The following is a 16,924-nucleotide window of genomic DNA, read 5'->3' as shown; positions in this document are numbered from 1 at the left end:
AATAAATTAGGAAAAAAATTGTTAAATAATAAAAAAAGATTCTGCGGCATTATCGCAATTCTTCTATTATGTTGTCTCGCAATAAATCAACATACCGTTTTATCAATTGCAGATGAGGAAGACGTGCAGGAGACTGTCTCAGGGGTGCAAGAGAAGAGCGATGTAGAAAGCAAGAATAAGCAAGCGGAGAAATCGACAACAAGTAGCGGTAAAAATTCAACGACAGAAAGTACTGTCGAAGAAACTTCCGATATCGCTGATAAAGCTAGTAACATAAAAGTAGATTCGAGCAAAGCCCTCAGAGCCGATGCTGATACGGCTGCGGTAAAAATAGTTATTAAAAATACAGGCATCGTTTTAAAGAATGATGGAGAGTTTCTCTTAATTGATAGCCCTGAGTCCTATGTAGACGGTACTTATGATCCAGATGATGATGTAAAAGAAAAAGGATTTTATGATTCGAATACGATTTTAGAATTTGCAAATGAAGGATCGGGTATGTCGAATGAACTTTATTCCGAACCAAAATCCGGCGGAGCAAATATCGTCCAGCAAATTACAACCGCTCAAGATACGAAATGTCAATTAACGATTATAAGTGATTCAAAATTAAACGTTCTTACAAGTTCAAATTATGGAATTCAGGTCAACCAACTAACCATAGGAGATTACCAAGAGCTTATCTGGCAACAAGTAGTTTTAAATGTTCAAGCAGATAAAATCGGTATTCTGACAAATGAAGGTACGAGAAATATTACTGGAAAGGTCAACACTACCGGGACTCAAGCAGGAATCAGCATTACGAAAGAAACACCTCCTGAACGAGAGAATTATAGTGAAATGGAAAGTTTTTTTGAAAAATTGGAACAAGAAGATAGTTTCGGCAGGTATGAAGCAGAACCCGGAACACAGATGTCGGCCACAGCGACCAGCAACAATGGAACCGCTTCGGTATTTGAAGAATACAGTATAAGAGGTTCAACTTTTATTGCTGAAGCAAGCGGAAAAGGGTATGGAATATTTGCTAGAAGAGGAATCTCACTTGAAAGCTGTTCTGGTAGTATCAACGATCAAGAGGATTCATTTTTAGGCAGCTTATCTGGAAAAAGTAGTTCGGGAATTGCCATTTTTAGTACTGAATCAATCGAGAATATGGGAGGGAAGATAAGCGGAACTTCGAACTCTTCAAATGCAATTGAGTTCGCTATTTATAGTGGTAATGTGGGATACGGTAAAGCAAATGTGTCCTTCGCTTCTGAAATGACTGGAACTACCAGTTCTGGTTTCGGTATCTTAGCGCGAATGGTTTTTTATGAGAATGGACAAACGATGATGGACCCAGGGAGTATCGATATCTCCTCCGGTAAAATATCGGGCTATTCTGATGATGGTGTAGGTATACTTTCTGGCTCCATAACTACAGAAAATACAGTCGATGTAGAAGTAAACGGAAAGGCTTTAAAGGGACAAGGGATTATCGCTGATAATCTTACATCCAGGACACCTGAGAGTGATAAACCAACTGTTTCGGTAAGCGGGATTTCTGAGGGGGCATCAAATAGCTACAACGCTAAGGTATTAGAAATATTTAATTTGAGCCGACCAGATTTAAACCAAATACCTAGTTCAGCAGGTATTGTCAGTGTTACTGGGATTTCAGGTGAAGGGAACAACTTTAATTTGAGTGGGTTGGCTCCGAAATCCATCGATAAATCGTATGGTATCTATACCCCCGAATCAAGTGAGGCTGGTATTTCTATTACAGCAGATAATCACATTTCTGTATCAGCCGTAGGCGACTACGGGATGAAAATATCTGAACTTATACTTATGGTGTCAAATCCGTTGGATGATGTGTCCAACTTTTTAGATGTTTTTGTAGATGCACGTTCGAGTGGGATTTTGGCGAGCAGAACAGTCAGAGTTGAGTCGCAGAGTGAGGGGATAGCTAGTCCAAATTCTAAAATAAATGTTCTGGCATCGGAAGGTGATGGTATAACGGCAGAGTCGGGTATTAACATCAGTATTCAAAAAGATCTAGAGAAAGATTGGAAGCTGCCGGTTACAATCAATGCTGCCAAAACAGCAATCAGCTTATTAGTTCCTGCTGATGGTTACGGAGAAGGATTTAATCTTTACGGAATAGATCTTGAAATTCCAAGTGGTCAAGTTGGTATTAAAGGAATCAATTCCGGGTATGCAAATTTCAATTATAGCAATTTTATTATTGAAACGTCGGATGAAGGCATCCATTTGGGAACTTCTGAGGATAGTGAACCGACCTACCTAGATATTAACGGGACATCTATAAAGATAGCAAGCGGCGAGTATGGCCTCAAAGTAGTTAACGGCTACATTAGCCTTAACGCTGGGGATTCAAAGGGAGATAGGATTATTGATGTTACTGCCAATAAGTTTCCTATTTGGCTCGAAGGATCGACCGAATTACAGAACTATGAAAAGTATGATGAAGTTCTAGAGGAAGGATATTACGATCAATTTTCAATTATTGCCACATCAAAGCAACTTCAACCTGATAAAAGTAGTTATCCCGCATTTTATGTGAAAGATCACGAAATAAATATATCTGGCGATGGTGAACAAATCCAGATAATAGAAAATTATCTGGCCCCTGTAACTACGCCGTTTAATGCGACGGCTTCGACACCATACTTGTTTTCGAAAAACTACAATATCGAAAAATATTCGAATTACGACTGGGAAGCGCTTCGAACAGATACAAATGCCCCAATCACATTGAGCTTGGATAAAATTAGCCAGAACTTACTCTCTACTTTAGATGAGACCTTTACCGAAGCAACATTAACCGGTAAAAGAGAGGATCACGATGATGATGAGCGGATATTTAACGATAGTTCAGGTGTTCAAAATCCAGGGAAAATCCTGCATGAAGTCAATATGATTGTTCGAAGAGAACAACAATACAGAGTTCACTACGAAGGAAATGGTGCCGATGGCGGAATTGTTCCGGTTGATAATAACTTATATTCCAAAACGGACATGGTGAACGTTGAGGAACAGGGAAATCTAACCAAAACAGATCATCAATTCGTCGGATGGCTAAACAGTGTTGACGGAATGATTTATCAAAATCCCAATATTTCTACCTCGCCGACTACGTATTCAATGGGAGAAGAGGATGTTACTTTTACTGCTCAATGGCAATCAACCTCTATTGTTGAAGAATTGAAGTTGGATGGAAATATACCTGACAACTTAAAATTTGGAACCCATACGATTCAATATGATTCAGCTGAAAGATATTATGCAACCGATAGTGGAAATGATACGGAAAATAATTCTGCATCGGATCTAACAAAAGCCAACCTGACAGTTACAGATACACGAATTTCGACAGAAGGATGGCGCTTAAGTGCAAAACAGCTGGAACAGTTTAAAACAAGCAGCAATAAGAATCTAACAAATGCACAGTTATCACTTACTGTAGGTCAAAGGGATGTTAGCCAAGTAACTAGCGGTCTTCCAACAGGTGTTGAAAATCAAGAGGTTATTCTTGTTCCAGGAGTATCCAGTCCATTAATGTCTGCGAGTGGTGGAACGGGGAAAGGTATCGTTGTGCTGCCGATAGAAAAGTTCACGTTGACTATTCCTGCGGCTTCAGAAAAATATTCAGAGGAGTACTCAACACAAGTTGAATGGCTGCTATCAAATGTTCCTTAAGCCAACGAGAGGAGAATTAGAGTGAAAAAATATTTAAAGAAAATTTCTTTACTACTATTCGTTGGCATACTGATAATTCTTTGTAATTCTTCTAACGTGAATGCAGCAAATGAAACAGAGAATGAAAAGTCCAATGGACGAGTCGGGTTTTACTTAGAAAAAAGTGGATCTTCGGATAGTGAATCGGTGGAATCTAAAGCAAATGATACTAATCGAGTTGCTCCCAAATCGTCTGAAAAGACCAGTGGAAAGAAACAGCTTCCTCAAACGGGAGAGCTTATCCAACTTTCTCTGATCGGCATTGGGATAGGCGTTTTAACATTTTGTATTTTGCTTTATCTTATTAAGTTAGTTAAACATTTGATGTTTGATTATAGAAAAAATTAATTAAGGAGAATTGATTATGAAAAAAAGAGCAGTAGGATATTTATGTGGAGTTGTAGGCGTTTCATTATTATGTTTGAGTATTGGAACTTCTAATACTGAGGCAGCTGTTAGTAAGACAACAGATGGAGAAGTAACATACACAGATGGGGAATTGGAATTAGTTGGCTCTGATTTGCCTGATTCATTAGATTTCGGTACACACGCAATTCAATACGATTCTAACAAAACATACTACGCAACAGATAGTGGTACGGATACGGAAAATGCGGCGGCGACAGATTTGACTCCTGGTAAAGTAACAGTCAAAGATGGACGTAGCGCAGCAACTGTTGGTTGGTCAGTAGTTGTTCAACAAACAGCTCAATTCAATGATGGAACGGCTGATTTGGCGGCTGCTCAATTATCAGCTTTTGGTGACCCAACCAGCGTAGCAGTAACAGGAGCAACTGATTTCGCTGCTGGAAAATTAGAACTGACTCCTGCTGTAGACAAAAAAGTCATGGGAGCTACAATAGCAGATAATGGAAAAGGAACGACTACATTAGATTTGAGTCATTTCACCTTAGAAGTTCCTGGGGCATCAGCTAAATCTATTGGAACGTATGATTCTGAAATTGTTTGGACTGTTTCAAATACTCCAGCAGTTTAATAAAGGCTAGAAAACTCTGCTCAAACATTCCTTACCGGTTTGTTTGAGCCTTTTTATTAACTATACTAATTGGAATTGAGGATATCGGATGAAAAAGTTATTCATGAGTGTGTTCTGTCTTTTAGCTATTATAACTGGCGGTTATAAAGCTGAAGCAAGTGGCGGGTTGAGGTTTAGCGTAAAGCCGAATATCCCTGAAACACAAATAAATAAGGAAGTATCTTATTTTGATTTGTTAGTTGAACCAAACCAGACACAGGAAATTACTGTCAGTATGAAAAATACTTCAGACGAACCGGTAACAATCCAGCCCCAAATAAATTCAGCGATAACTAACTCTAGCGGTGTTGTTGAATACTCGAATCATGGAAACAAAGAGCGAATATTTGATAAGAGTCTAAAATATAATATTGAAGATTTAGTCAAAATTGAAGAGAATGAGGTCACGCTGAACCCTGCTGAAGAGTATGAGTTGAAAGTGACGATTTCTGCTCCGGCTGAAAAATTTGCAGGTGTTATTGCAGGCGGATTGTATTTAAGTCAGAAAGAAAATAATGCCGCTGAAAGCAATAAAAAAACAGGTGATAAGACTGCGACAAATTTGAAGAATCTGTTTGGTTACCAAATAGCGCTGCTGATAAGAGAAGATGAAGCTGCTGTTGAACCAGAGATCGTTTTTAACAAAGCTTCAGCTGATCAGTTAAATGGTAGGAACTCGGTTTCTTTGAAAGTAAGGAATACTAGTGCAACATATATCAATAAAGCGACTTATCAGGCGAAGTTAAAAAGAAAAAATTCGGACACCGTAATTTCTAAGACTGAACAAAAAGATATGCAATTTGCGCCGAATACTATTTTTGACCTAATGCTTCCTTTAAAAGGAGCGGAATTCCAAGCGGGAGAATATGTTCTATCCGGATCAATTATCGCTGATGATAACAAATGGGATATAAATAAAGAATTTAGTATCACTCGAGAACAAGCGGCCAAATACAATGAAAGTGATCCTGATGTTGAAGAGGCAGATTACACTATGATCATTATTTTGATTGCCGTAGTTGCAGTTCTGGTATTGACGGCGCTATATTTAATCTTAAAAAATCGAAAACAAAAAGCTCAAATAGAAAATTTGAAAAAATGATCTCCAGAGTATTTAAATAGATATCAATTAATCGCTTTGTTTGATTTGGATGAACATAGACTTACTAAGTAAATTGAAAGAGAAACAGCATCGTAAGAGGATATAAAAATGGATACAATTTTGATTATTACAAAGAATATTTTAAATGAAGTAGATCTAGAATATAAATTGAAACAGCTTAATTTTGCTGTCTATTGCGTAACAGAAAGTATTTTATCTAGTGAGAATATCTTTGTACTAAGGTACTTTAACACAATAATTTTTAGTAATAATATTTCAAATGATGAATTTGAAGCGGGACGAAAAAAAATAAGTAAAAGTAAAAGAGTTTTTAGGTTAGAGTCTGAGTATGCGGTTCAAAATGAGGATCACTCATATATCCCTCTGAAGGTTTCTACTGGCAAAATAAATAAGGAGTTTAAACTAGAAGAATTAAGAGAAGCGATGTTATCTGGAACAATAAACAAGGTGGACTATACAAAGGAAGCTTTAAATAAAAAAAGAGAGATGAGTTTATCCAAAAAAGAGTTTTCAGTTCTTAAGTGCTTATATGAGGGACACGGAGATACCGTGAATAGGTCAGAAATCTGTGAATTAGTTTGGGGAGCAGTCTCAAACAGTTCCTTGAGCGCTCTTTCAAACATTATAAGAAGACTTGAACTAAAGGTCTATAGAACTTACTTATTGGAAAAAAGCTTTGATACAAAATGGGGCGCGGGCTATTCACTTTCACATGATGCCCATGAGCTTTTCCAATCAATAGGATTTTTTGATACGTAAGTATTATTGTTGCTGCTTAAGAAAAGGCCCCATTATACTATAATGGGTTAAAAGGATTTAGAAGGGAGTGTTGGTCAACATTCCCTTTTAAATCCTTTTTTTGTATCAATCTGTTTTTAGGAAGACAATTAAAGTCTTTTGGCAAGTTAAGATTAGTCATATTCAATTTGAGTAGATTTCCTTTAAGAAGGGTTAACGCAAGATAAGGTCGCGCGAACTTTCGATTTTCATTCCTTTTTAATTTGGTATACTTGATTTAATCAAAAAAAGGAAAAGGTAATGAAGATGCTGCCGACCATTTTTATTAAGTATTTATCTTTTTATCACTTACTCGTTTTTGGGATTACCTATTTTATCTTAGACGATATTAAAAGTAAAAAAAGGATCAACTATCTATTATTTCCGTTGATTTTATTGTTCGGAATTTTTGTAGGAGCAACCTTTACCTATCTGGATACGGTTGTTTTATATATCTTTTTTCTGATTTTATCAGTAAAAAATTCAGAGGAGCGGAATGTCGTTTCGTCGCTGCTGATCGTTTCTAGTGCCTGCGGGTTGGAAATAATCGTAAGCAGACTAATGAAGCCATTGCTTCCTCTTGTTCTAGGAAATCAAAGCGGTCTAGCCTTTTTAGGGTTCATTCTGCTTTATCATGGTGTTCTATTTGCGGGAATCTTCGCTTATAGAAAATGGCTGCTGCCGCTGATTCGGAGAAAGAAAAAAGTTGACTTAGTGGCCTATTTATTGACGATCTCATTGGTCATTTATTTTTCTTATTGGACGATCGTGATTTATGCCGCTACTCCGTTTTTAAAACTGTTCGTTGGTGTGTTTTATCTAGTTTTCATGGTGTTGGGCGGAGTGATCATCCAATCCATCTCGAGCAATCAAGAGCTGAAAATTGAAGCGGAAAAAAGACAGATGGAGTATGCGATTCACCAGCGCTATATTGAAGATCTAAAGAATCAATACCAAGGCATTCGCGAGTTTCGCCATGACTATGTCAATCTTTTAACATCGATAGAATACTATATCGAAAAAGATGAGCTGGAGGCGTTGAAGGATTTTTTCTATTCCAGTGTCAAACGGACGAAGACGATTTTTGAAAAGGATATCTTTCACGCGGATGAATTGAATAAAATCGATTCTTTAGAGGTTAAAAGTATTTTGACAATGAAATTACTGGCAGCACAAGAGAAAAATATTTCTGTCCAAATAGAATCAGATGACGCAATCACGATTAATCAAGCGGCCGATTCGGTTGTATTGATCCGGATACTGGGAATTCTATTAGATAATGCGATTGAAGAAGCGGCGGCTGTCGCGCATGGAAAAGTTTCGATCGGAATCTTCTCGGTGAAGGGGGATACGATTTTTGTGATCGAAAATACTGCTCGTGAAAAGATCGAGCCGCTGCACGTTTTAAAACAAAAAGGCTTTTCTACAAAGGGCGAGGGAAGAGGTCTGGGACTTTCCAATATCGATGAATTGACCTCGATGGAACCGAATATTCTGCTGGAAACAATTGTATTGGAGCAAAAATTCATTCAAAAAGTAGTAGTGATCGGCGAGGAGGGATAGCCATGCTGGGGGTTTTTATTTGTGAGGACAATGAGATTCAACGAAATCAAATTGAATCGTTTATTCGAAGGTATCTGCTGATTGAAGAACTGGATATGGAAATCAAAGTAAGCACGGATAAGCCGGAAGAAATTCTTGTTTATTTAGAAAAGCATCCTGACAGTCGTGGTATTTATTTCTTGGATGTCGATTTGAAATGCGCGATGAACGGGATTCAATTAGGCGCCAAAATCCGCGAAAGAGATCTACATGGGAAGATCGTTTTTATCACTACTCATGATGAGCTGCTGGCACTGACCTTTAAATATAAAGTCGAGGCGATGGATTATATTTTAAAGGAAGGCGAGATAATTGAGATTCGTGAAAAAATCCAAGACGCATTAAAACAAGCCCAGCGGCATTTCCAGAAAGAAGCGGAAAAGGCCGATGATTTTATCCAACTAAAGATCGGGAGTCAGATTCGAGTATTTGATCTGCAGCAGGTCATGTTTTTTGAAACCGCTCCGACGCCCCATAAGCTGATCCTACATCTCTCCAACAGCACGTTGGAATTTTATGGAAAAATCAACGATGTGCCCTCTTTGTCATCGCTGCTCGTGCGCATCCATAAATCTTATGTGATCAATTACAGAAACATCGAACTGATCGACAAGAAAAAACGGGAAGTCACCATGACGAATGGCGAAAAATGTCTGCTTTCTATTCGTCTGATCAAGCAGCTAGAGTCGACGATTAAGACAAGATAAAGAGCGTTCATGACATTTTTTGATTAAGACCCTGAACTGCCTATATAATTTAAGGCATTAGGAGGGTGATTGACTATGAAGAAAAAAATGATAGCGGTTTTGTTATTGAGCGTATTAGCAACGACACCGATAACTGCGCTAGGAGCAGAAAAAGATGGCGAGAACCTTGATATTCTAACAGGAGATGTCAGGGAGCGAGCGGTGACATTAAAACAATGGTTTAAAGGGATTCCTCCCAAAACCTATCGAGGAAAACAAAGAATCGATTATTACAAGGCTATCGGCGGCGGGTATATCGGCGTCTATCTATGAGAAAAAGGCTTTTCATCATTGGCTGCTGTCTAGGGCTGCTGCTGGTTTTTTTCATATTTAAGATTAATATTCATTTCAGAATCATCCTTGTATTGGCGACATTACTCTATTTGCTGATAGATGAGTCCTTGTGAGGATCAGAAGGAGATCACCGCGTGTTGCGGTGATCTTTTTTGTCGTGGAGCGAGACTAAAGCTTTAACGACAAAAATTCAGCAATTCCTCCATTCAGCTCAAGTTTGAATTTATAATAAAGATAGGTGACTATCTTATTGCAACATTCAGAAGGATTTCTCTGCAACAAGTACATCGATTGTTGTAGAGACTTGTTGCAGAGAATTGTAATATCCAATTTTTAAAACCCCATCTATAATAAAGTCATGATCATGATAACGCTATCAAAGATTAAGGCCTTTATTTCGGATAGTAAGGAAGTGTGTATCATTATGCTTACAAAAAGACAAAAAGAGTTGTTGGAGTTGTTGCTGCAGCAGAGTGATTTTCAGACTGTGGAGTATTTTGCAAGCAAACTGGGTGTTTCTAAACGAACGACACATAGTGAGTTGGGGCGTATTGACGAATATCTCCAAAGCTCAGGTGAATACCTTGAAAAGAAACGCGGTGTTGGGATCGCGTTGAAACGATTCAAAGAAATTAGTGTGATGACAGAAAAAGATGAGCAAAATGACGTCTATACAACCTTCAATCGCAGGATCGAAATTATGAACTTGCTGCTTTTTGAGGAAAAGATCGTTAGCTTTAATCATCTATCCGATCACTTTATGGTAAGCAAAAGCTCGATTATAAAAGATTTTGAATTCATCATGAAAATCTTGAATGTCGGATCAACAATCAAGCTATGCAGTGATGTTCACGGTACATCGTTATTAGGAACAGAAGAAGACGTCCAAAAAGCGATGCTGCAATTTAATCGCTATTTACTAAGTAATTCTGAAATTTATTTAGAGGAAGATTTTGCTGAAAAGATCAAATTGCTGAACAGCTATTACGGTGAGCGTCTGATTAGTGTCTGCTCGAATATTTTGTATACCTATATTCGCGAGAATGTGAACGCCATTTCTGACTATTATGTTCAAAACATTTTGAGTATTTTTATCATCTTAGTTTATCGAATTGCTAAGGGGCATCATATTGAAGAAATAAAGCAGGCGGATGCCAGTGAAGCGATGATTTTCTTTGAAGAAAGTGCGGTTCGTATGCTCCACAAAGCGGCTTTACGTTTGGAGTTTCCTTATTCGAATGAAGATGTTCAGTACTTATCTTTGCAGCTAATATCCAATCGTTTTGAAGCTTTGCCTGAGGATGAGATAGACGAAGTGATCGTTGAAGGATTGCTTTCTAGGGTTTCGGATGCATTGACGATCAATTTTGCGAGCGACCAAAAGCTGGAGGAACAGCTAAAGAATCATATTCCGCCGATGATCTATCGATTAAAAACAAACAATAAGACCGAAAATCCTTTTACTACTCAAATCAAAAATGAGTTTTCCTTGACCTTCAATGTCATTTGGGTCGTGCTTAGCGAATACGAAAAAGAACTGGAGATTAGTTTCAATGAGGACGAAATCGCCTTTTTGACCATGTATTTTCAAGCGGCGATTGAACGTGCACGAATGAATCGAAAAATATTGATCGTTTGTCAGATGGGCATTGCCACCTCGGAATTGCTGATCAATCGGATCAAAAATATCTTGCCGTCATTGGATACCTTCGAGATCGCCTCAGTGGCCGAGTTAGAGCAGATAAACCTCGACGAATATGATCTGATCATTTCCACTGTAAAAGTAGATTTGGCCAAAAAGGAAGTCATTCGGGTCTCGCCATTTTTGACGAAAGAAGATATCGAGCGCATTAAAACATCCGAGTTTTTGCCAACGGTAGAAAATCAAGCGCTGAAAGTAATCCGGATGCATCATTTAATGAAATTTGTCGATAAGGAGTACGTTTTTGTCAACACGGATTTTTCTTCGCGAGAAGAGTTGATCAACCAAATTGGTGAAGTATTGGTCGAAAATAACTTTATAAAAGAAGACTTTATCCAAACGGTCCAAGAACGAGAGGAATTAGGCGGGACTGATCTGCCGACTGGAACGGCGGTCCCTCATGGAAATTCTACTTATGTTAATCAAACGATTATCGTTGTGATAAAAAACAAAAAGAAATTCAAATGGAACACTTACTATGTCGATCTCGTGTTTTTGATTTGTATCGCGAAGCAAGATACGTTTCAAACGAGAAATATTTTATCGGATATTTATAACGTCATCGATAATAGTGAGCAATTAAAACAATTACGTGAAGCAGCATCAAATGACGTGTTGTACAGAAAACTTGGGAGTGATTAGAGTGGAGAAAGTTCAGGAAAGCGGCAAGGGTGTCATTACGCCAGATTTAATCTTATTAGACAGCAAGTTAGATAATCAAGATGACGTGATTCAACATATTGTCGAAACGGCCGAGTTTGTCGGCTATGTGGAGGATTCAGATCATTTATACGAAGCAGTGAAGAAACGCGAAGCCGTAATTCCGACAGCGATCGGCTACGATATCGCTATTCCCCACGGCAAAAATGAAACCGTTTTGCATCCATTTATTGCGTTTGTCAGAGTAACCGACGCCTTTCAATGGACGCCAGAAAAGGAAGAAATGGTTCGTTTGATCTTTTTGATCGGTGTTCCGCAAAACAGCGAGGGCAAGATGCATCTTAAGTTCATTTCACAATTAAGCAAGAAATTGTTAGATGACGAGTTCAGAGCAAAACTTTTAAGCGAAACAGACAAAAATAAAATTTATGAACAATTAAGTTCAATCGAGATCTGAAAAAGGAGCGAATCAAGATGAAAGTAGTAGCAGTTACCGCGTGTCCCACTGGGATCGCGCATACGTATATGGCGCAAGAAGCCATCGAAAAAGAATGTAAAAAAAGAGGACACGATGTTCATGTTGAAACACAAGGTAGCATGGGAATTGAAAATGAATTGGAGCAAGAGGATATCGATCAAGCGGATGTATTGATCATGGCAGTAGCGATTGACGTAGAAGATGGCGAACGCTTTGAAGAAAAAATCGATACGGGAAAATCTTTGTCGGTCGATCCAGGCGATATCATTAAATATCCAGCTAAGTATATTGACGAAGCCGAGAAACTGTAAAGGGAGACTATAAAAATGAAAAAACAGAATAAGTTCTTTAAAGACTTGCAGAAAGCCTTTAATACTGGGGTATCATTTATGCTGCCGTCCGTTGTTGTTGGGGGGATTTTCTTAGCGGTGGCGCTGGCTACTGGTAAAGCCACGGATGCGGGGATGGAGATCACGAGTCCCTTCATGCAAAATCTGAATGATTTGGGTGCGGCCGGTTTTGCGATGATGATTCCGCTGTTGTCAGGATATATCGCCAATTCTTTAGCCGGAAAACCGGGGCTGGTTCCTGGGATGATCTTGGGCTTTGTCGCAAATAATCCAATCGGCGAAGGGCAAATCAAGACAGGCTTTCTTGGTGCCATGATCATGGGTGTAGCGGCCGGCTACTTTGTCCGCTGGTGTAAAACCTGGAAAGTCCCATCGACAATCCGTACAATTATGCCGATTCTGATCGTTCCGGTGGTGACGACTTTTGTTCTTGGCATGTTTTATATCTATATTATTGCGGTGCCGATCGGAGCGGCGATGGATTGGCTAGTTCAGGTACTTGGTCAAATGCAAGGTGGCAGTGCTCTTATTTTAGGCTTGATCTTAGGGGCGATGACGGCTATCGATATGGGCGGACCAATTAACAAAACCGCGACGGCCTTTACGCTGGCTTTGATGGCGGAAGGTGTTTATGGACCAAATGGTGCGCATCGAATTGCTTGTGCGATCCCGCCATTGGCAATGGCGATCTCAACCTTTGTCGATCGGAAAAAGTATACACCTGAAGACAAAGACTTGGGCATTTCTGCCTTCTTCATGTCACTGATAGGGATCACCGAAGGGGCGATTCCCTTTGCGGCAAAGGATATTAAACGCGTGCTGCCAGCAATCATCATCGGGAGTGCTGTAGGCGGTGCGATGGGTATGGCTACAGGAGTGGAAGCATTAGTTCCGCATGGCGGATTCATTATCTTGCCGGTAGTGAATGGCAAATTGTGGTATGCATTATCGATCATCGTTGGTGCGGTTATTTCCGCGGCTATCTTACACTTCACTAAACCAAGCTTGGTCGATGAAACAGTCAAAGAAAAAAAAGAAGAGACAAATGAACAGATTGAAATAGCGAAGTAAGACTTGATCATTAATCGAAAGAAAAACGACAAAAGAAAGGTGAGTTGAACTCAGCCTTCTTTGTCGTTTTTTGCTTTATAAATAACGAATGATAAACGATGTTGCTTCTTTTTTGTTGCAACAACTTTCTTCTAATTTTGCAACAAGTGACGCTACTAATGCATTGACTTGTTGCAGGTAAATGTAATATTCATGCGGCTTTATCCAGCTTATACTTTAGGTGTGATAAGGATAAAGGACTTAAATTTAATTACAGGAAATGGAGATGTCAACGAGATGGAAAAATTACCTATCAAGACAGTCGTAGAGGGGTTGCTGGATCTGCAGGCAACGGGTGAAAGTGCAACATTGTTGGGAATCGGTCCAATGTCGAAAAACTGTGTGCAAGCGACACTTGAGTTATCAAAAGATGATGATTATCCGGTGATGTTTATTGCGAGTCGAAATCAAGTCGACGCGGATGAATTAGGCGGCGGTTACGTAAATGGCTGGAATCAATTCACATTCGCTGAAGCAGTCGAAGAAGTGGCAGCAGAAATTGGTTATGACAATTTGTATTATCTATGTCGTGATCATGGAGGACCTTGGCAACGCGATAAAGAGCGGAATGATCATTTGTCAACGGAAAAAGCGATGGAGTTAGGGAAAAAATCATACGTGGCAGATATTGAGGCGGGCTTTGATTTGCTAATGATCGATCCAACAAAAGATCCCTTTGAGGTTGGAAAAGTGATTCCTTTGGACACCGTATTAAAACGGACGGTTGATTTGATCGAATTCTGCGAACAAGAACGTAAGGCTCGCAATTTACCAGAAATCGGCTATGAAGTCGGGACAGAAGAAACGAACGGCGGACTAACTTCGACCGAAACCTACGAAACATTTATCCTACGTTTGAAAGAAGAATTAGAAAAACGCGGGTTGCCAATACCGACCTTTATCGTTGGGCAAACGGGAACGTTAACACGTAAAACAGAACAAGTCGGAACCTTCAATTTTAAAAATGCTTATGACTTGGCACAAATGGCGAAAGAATACGGAGTTGGTTTGAAGGAGCACAACGGTGATTATCTGGATGATGTAACTTTATTGGAGCATATCCCGTCACAAATCACTGCAACAAACGTAGCTCCGCAATATGGCACTGAAGAAACACGGGCTTATTTGAACCTAGCGGCGGTGGAAGCAAAATTAGTGGAATATGGTTTAGTCACTGATGTATCAAATACTCGTGAAGTTTTATTAGAGCATGCGATCAAGAGCGAGCGTTGGAGAAAATGGATGGTTGGGGAACAAAAGAACCTGACTGTTGAAGAAATCATGGCGCAAAATGATGCCGAACTTCAAGCAGAAATCTTGGACATTGCTGGTCACTATACCTTTAATGACGAGGAAGTAAAAGCCGAAATCGAAAAAATGTATGCAAACCTGAAGGCTCATAATATTGATGGTCAACGGTATGTAGTGGATCATATCAAACGTCCGATTCGCGACTACGCAGAATGCTACAACTTGAACGGCGTGACTGGTCGGATCAAGAATCTGAATGCAGTAAAGGCATAATATTAAAGCCGAGAGCTTCACTTTTGAAAGTGAAATTTCTCGGCTTTTTTTACTATTGGAGCTGATTTTTATCGCCGTATCTGCGTCTAAGCTCACGGAAATGCAAGGCCAAGTAACTGATTTCGTCATTGGATAAATCGAAATCAAAATTCTCGGTAATAAACACACGAATTTGATTGGCGGAATGAAATTCTCTCGAATGATGCTCGATCACGTAGAAATAAAGTTCATTGTTTGATTCGCTGAAATCAAGTTCGCCTTTCAAAATGCGCAAAGTCAAAAACTTAATGTGACGCATCAACCGTGGTTCTTCGGTGAATAAATGGGTGCGCGGCAAGCTAACACAAAAAGCGATTTGGGTTAACAGGCAGTGGATCAGGTGAATGAATTTCTCTTGTTCATGTCGATTAATATCCAGCTGGTAATTTGCGGCAATCACAGATTCGGCTAATACTAAATAGTCGTTTTCCTTTAATGGTCGCTGTAAATATTTTTCAATGTATAGAATCGCTTCTTTGGAAAAATCGACTTCTGTCTTAAAAAGTTTCTCCATGATTTCAATGGAGGAAACGGGATAAACATAAGTCATTGGGATTTTCTCACACGCATTGAAAAGAAAATAGGATAGATTATTAGTCAGATAAAAGTTATCCTTGAGCACATATTTTTGCTTGGCCAAAGTGACTAAAGAGCGAACGAGTTGTCGGTCCGAGGTGGTGGCTGATTGTTCCATTAATTGTGTAGGGTTCATTTTGATTGGCCTCCTTGTACGATAGTTTTTCAAAATGTGTCTGCTTCATAAGGCAAGCTGGTCAATTTACTATAGCCTTATGTTAAACTGTCTAGTGATTAGACAGTCAAGCGAGTAATTTTAAAAGGAGGATTTTAATGGATACGAGTAATTTCTTAACGATCAGCCAATTTGCGGATTTGTCTGGGATCAAAAGAAAGACCTTGATTTATTATGATCAGATTGGTCTTTTAACGCCAAAATATACAGCAGAAAATGGATATCGTTACTATGATTATCCTCAGCTCTATACGGTAAACATGATTCATTTGTTTAGAGAAATCAAAATGCCTTTGGCCGAGATCAAAGAACACTTGCAAAATAGTACTCCGGAACAGGCGGCTTTGCTGCTAAAAAGGCAACGGCAAGTGATTCGCCAGAAGCAGGAATACTATCAGCAAATGGCCAATATGGTGGACCGGCAGCTGGATTCATTAGAGGAATATGCTGCGGCGGATCAATTAAAATTTTCAGTTGTCGCTCTTGAACGAGAACCGCTATTCTTTAGTTCGAATGTTTATCAAGCGGTAAAATTTCGGGCCTCGATTCCATTAAGTGAGATTTATCAGCAAAGTTTCGCTGCAGGCTATCGTTTCATTTATCCGGCGGGGATGATGTTCAAAAATACCAATGCCATATTAGATGCAGATGAATTGAACGCGACAGATGTTTATACGTATATCAAGGTTCCTGAAGCGGCCGAAGCACGCCCGGCAGGAAATTATCTGACCTGCTATTTCTATGGGGAAACAACTCGTGTGCGCATTTTTCATCAAATGCTGGACTATTTGGAAAAGAATCACTTGCAAATTGAAGGGGATATCTATATTGATGTGATGTTGAATGCCTTGGCAGCAAAGAAGTTCGATGATTTTCTATTGAAGTTGATTGTTCAAGTTATTCCCGCATAAGAGTAGTACTAATCAAAAAAATTTTCAATTTTATCGCTAGAATAGACTAAAAATATCGGTGTTCAAAAGGCTATTATTGT

General features: G+C 39.1%; 15 protein-coding genes. 14 read left to right on the top strand and 1 reads right to left on the bottom strand.

What is annotated here, in order from left to right:
• Positions 1 to 123: 123 nt before the first annotated feature.
• From I585_RS04005 to I585_RS03945, 13 genes are all read left to right on the top strand, one after another.
• Positions 124 to 3,702 carry a WxL domain-containing protein gene (locus I585_RS04005; protein WP_167545838.1) on the top strand — a complete coding sequence of 1,193 codons (3,579 nt, stop codon included), beginning with the start codon at positions 124 to 126 and terminating at the stop codon, positions 3,700 to 3,702.
• A gap of 21 nt (positions 3,703 to 3,723) precedes the next feature.
• The gene (locus tag I585_RS04000; protein WP_010739756.1) at positions 3,724 to 4,089 is read left to right on the top strand and encodes an EF2685/EF0750 family sortase-dependent surface protein; all 366 of its coding nucleotides are present in this window, start codon (positions 3,724 to 3,726) and stop codon (positions 4,087 to 4,089) included.
• Positions 4,090 to 4,105: 16 nt separating this feature from the next.
• Entirely contained in the window at positions 4,106 to 4,738 is a 633-nt protein-coding gene (locus I585_RS03995) for a WxL domain-containing protein (RefSeq protein ID WP_010739755.1), read from the top strand.
• Positions 4,739 to 4,826: 88 nt separating this feature from the next.
• A complete protein-coding gene (locus I585_RS03990; RefSeq protein ID WP_010739754.1) occupies positions 4,827 to 5,879 on the top strand; it encodes a WxLIP family cell surface protein in 1,053 nt (350 codons plus the stop codon).
• A gap of 108 nt (positions 5,880 to 5,987) precedes the next feature.
• On the top strand, positions 5,988 to 6,659 hold the full coding sequence (locus I585_RS03985; RefSeq protein WP_010739753.1) for a helix-turn-helix domain-containing protein: 672 nt from the start codon (positions 5,988 to 5,990) through the stop codon (positions 6,657 to 6,659).
• A 279-nt stretch (positions 6,660 to 6,938) separates the two neighbouring features.
• Positions 6,939 to 8,240 carry a sensor histidine kinase gene (locus tag I585_RS03980; RefSeq protein ID WP_010739752.1) on the top strand — a complete coding sequence of 434 codons (1,302 nt, stop codon included), beginning with the start codon at positions 6,939 to 6,941 and terminating at the stop codon, positions 8,238 to 8,240.
• 2 nt (positions 8,241 to 8,242) lie between these two features.
• Positions 8,243 to 8,986, top strand: coding sequence for a LytR/AlgR family response regulator transcription factor (locus I585_RS03975; RefSeq protein ID WP_010739751.1), 744 nt, complete (start codon positions 8,243 to 8,245; stop codon positions 8,984 to 8,986).
• A gap of 75 nt (positions 8,987 to 9,061) precedes the next feature.
• Complete coding sequence (locus I585_RS03970; protein ID WP_010739750.1) at positions 9,062 to 9,298, top strand: hypothetical protein; 237 nt, start codon at positions 9,062 to 9,064, stop codon at positions 9,296 to 9,298.
• Between the two features lie 445 nt (positions 9,299 to 9,743).
• Positions 9,744 to 11,663, top strand: coding sequence for a BglG family transcription antiterminator (locus I585_RS03965; RefSeq protein ID WP_034708347.1), 1,920 nt, complete (start codon positions 9,744 to 9,746; stop codon positions 11,661 to 11,663).
• Positions 11,629 to 12,138 carry a PTS sugar transporter subunit IIA gene (locus I585_RS03960; RefSeq protein ID WP_034708345.1) on the top strand — a complete coding sequence of 170 codons (510 nt, stop codon included), beginning with the start codon at positions 11,629 to 11,631 and terminating at the stop codon, positions 12,136 to 12,138. The genes I585_RS03965 and I585_RS03960 overlap by 35 nt, the downstream gene beginning before the upstream one ends.
• Before the next feature lie 17 nt (positions 12,139 to 12,155).
• Positions 12,156 to 12,470 (top strand): PTS fructose transporter subunit IIB, encoded by a 315-nt coding sequence (locus I585_RS03955; protein ID WP_010739747.1) that lies wholly within the window; start codon positions 12,156 to 12,158, stop codon positions 12,468 to 12,470.
• 15 nt (positions 12,471 to 12,485) lie between these two features.
• Complete coding sequence (locus I585_RS03950; protein ID WP_010739746.1) at positions 12,486 to 13,580, top strand: PTS fructose transporter subunit IIC; 1,095 nt, start codon at positions 12,486 to 12,488, stop codon at positions 13,578 to 13,580.
• A 276-nt stretch (positions 13,581 to 13,856) separates the two neighbouring features.
• The gene (locus I585_RS03945) at positions 13,857 to 15,143 is read left to right on the top strand and encodes a class II D-tagatose-bisphosphate aldolase non-catalytic subunit (protein WP_034708343.1); all 1,287 of its coding nucleotides are present in this window, start codon (positions 13,857 to 13,859) and stop codon (positions 15,141 to 15,143) included.
• Between the two features lie 52 nt (positions 15,144 to 15,195).
• Here I585_RS03945 and I585_RS03940 read toward each other — a convergent pair whose 3' ends face one another.
• Positions 15,196 to 15,894 (bottom strand): PRD domain-containing protein, encoded by a 699-nt coding sequence (locus tag I585_RS03940; RefSeq protein ID WP_010739744.1) that lies wholly within the window; start codon positions 15,892 to 15,894, stop codon positions 15,196 to 15,198.
• A gap of 137 nt (positions 15,895 to 16,031) precedes the next feature.
• Here I585_RS03940 and I585_RS03935 point away from each other — a divergent pair, with 137 nt between their 5' ends.
• Entirely contained in the window at positions 16,032 to 16,844 is an 813-nt protein-coding gene (locus I585_RS03935) for a MerR family transcriptional regulator (RefSeq protein ID WP_010739743.1), read from the top strand.
• The last annotated feature ends 80 nt before the right edge of the window (positions 16,845 to 16,924 follow it).

It is taken from the genome of Enterococcus malodoratus ATCC 43197, assembly GCF_000407185.1.
GTDB lineage: Bacteria > Bacillota > Bacilli > Lactobacillales > Enterococcaceae > Enterococcus_A > Enterococcus_A malodoratus.
This window is presented reverse-complemented; position numbering and strand designations above follow the sequence as displayed.

Bases quoted from the DNA above. Each gene is read 5' to 3' on its own strand.
- I585_RS03995 (WP_010739755.1), top strand. From the start codon at position 4,106: ATGAAAAAAAGAGCAGTAGGATATTTATGTGGAGTTGTAGGCGTTTCA.
- I585_RS03945 (WP_034708343.1), top strand. From the start codon at position 13,857: ATGGAAAAATTACCTATCAAGACAGTCGTAGAGGGGTTGCTGGATCTG.
- I585_RS03935 (WP_010739743.1), top strand. From the start codon at position 16,032: ATGGATACGAGTAATTTCTTAACGATCAGCCAATTTGCGGATTTGTCT.
- I585_RS03985 (WP_010739753.1), top strand. From the start codon at position 5,988: ATGGATACAATTTTGATTATTACAAAGAATATTTTAAATGAAGTAGAT.
- I585_RS03965 (WP_034708347.1), top strand. From the start codon at position 9,744: ATGCTTACAAAAAGACAAAAAGAGTTGTTGGAGTTGTTGCTGCAGCAG.
- I585_RS03970 (WP_010739750.1), top strand. From the start codon at position 9,062: ATGAAGAAAAAAATGATAGCGGTTTTGTTATTGAGCGTATTAGCAACG.
- I585_RS03980 (WP_010739752.1), top strand. From the start codon at position 6,939: ATGAAGATGCTGCCGACCATTTTTATTAAGTATTTATCTTTTTATCAC.
- I585_RS03960 (WP_034708345.1), top strand. From the start codon at position 11,629: ATGACGTGTTGTACAGAAAACTTGGGAGTGATTAGAGTGGAGAAAGTT.
- I585_RS03990 (WP_010739754.1), top strand. From the start codon at position 4,827: ATGAAAAAGTTATTCATGAGTGTGTTCTGTCTTTTAGCTATTATAACT.
- I585_RS03950 (WP_010739746.1), top strand. From the start codon at position 12,486: ATGAAAAAACAGAATAAGTTCTTTAAAGACTTGCAGAAAGCCTTTAAT.
- I585_RS03940 (WP_010739744.1), bottom strand. From the start codon at position 15,894: ATGAACCCTACACAATTAATGGAACAATCAGCCACCACCTCGGACCGA.
- I585_RS03975 (WP_010739751.1), top strand. From the start codon at position 8,243: ATGCTGGGGGTTTTTATTTGTGAGGACAATGAGATTCAACGAAATCAA.
- I585_RS03955 (WP_010739747.1), top strand. From the start codon at position 12,156: ATGAAAGTAGTAGCAGTTACCGCGTGTCCCACTGGGATCGCGCATACG.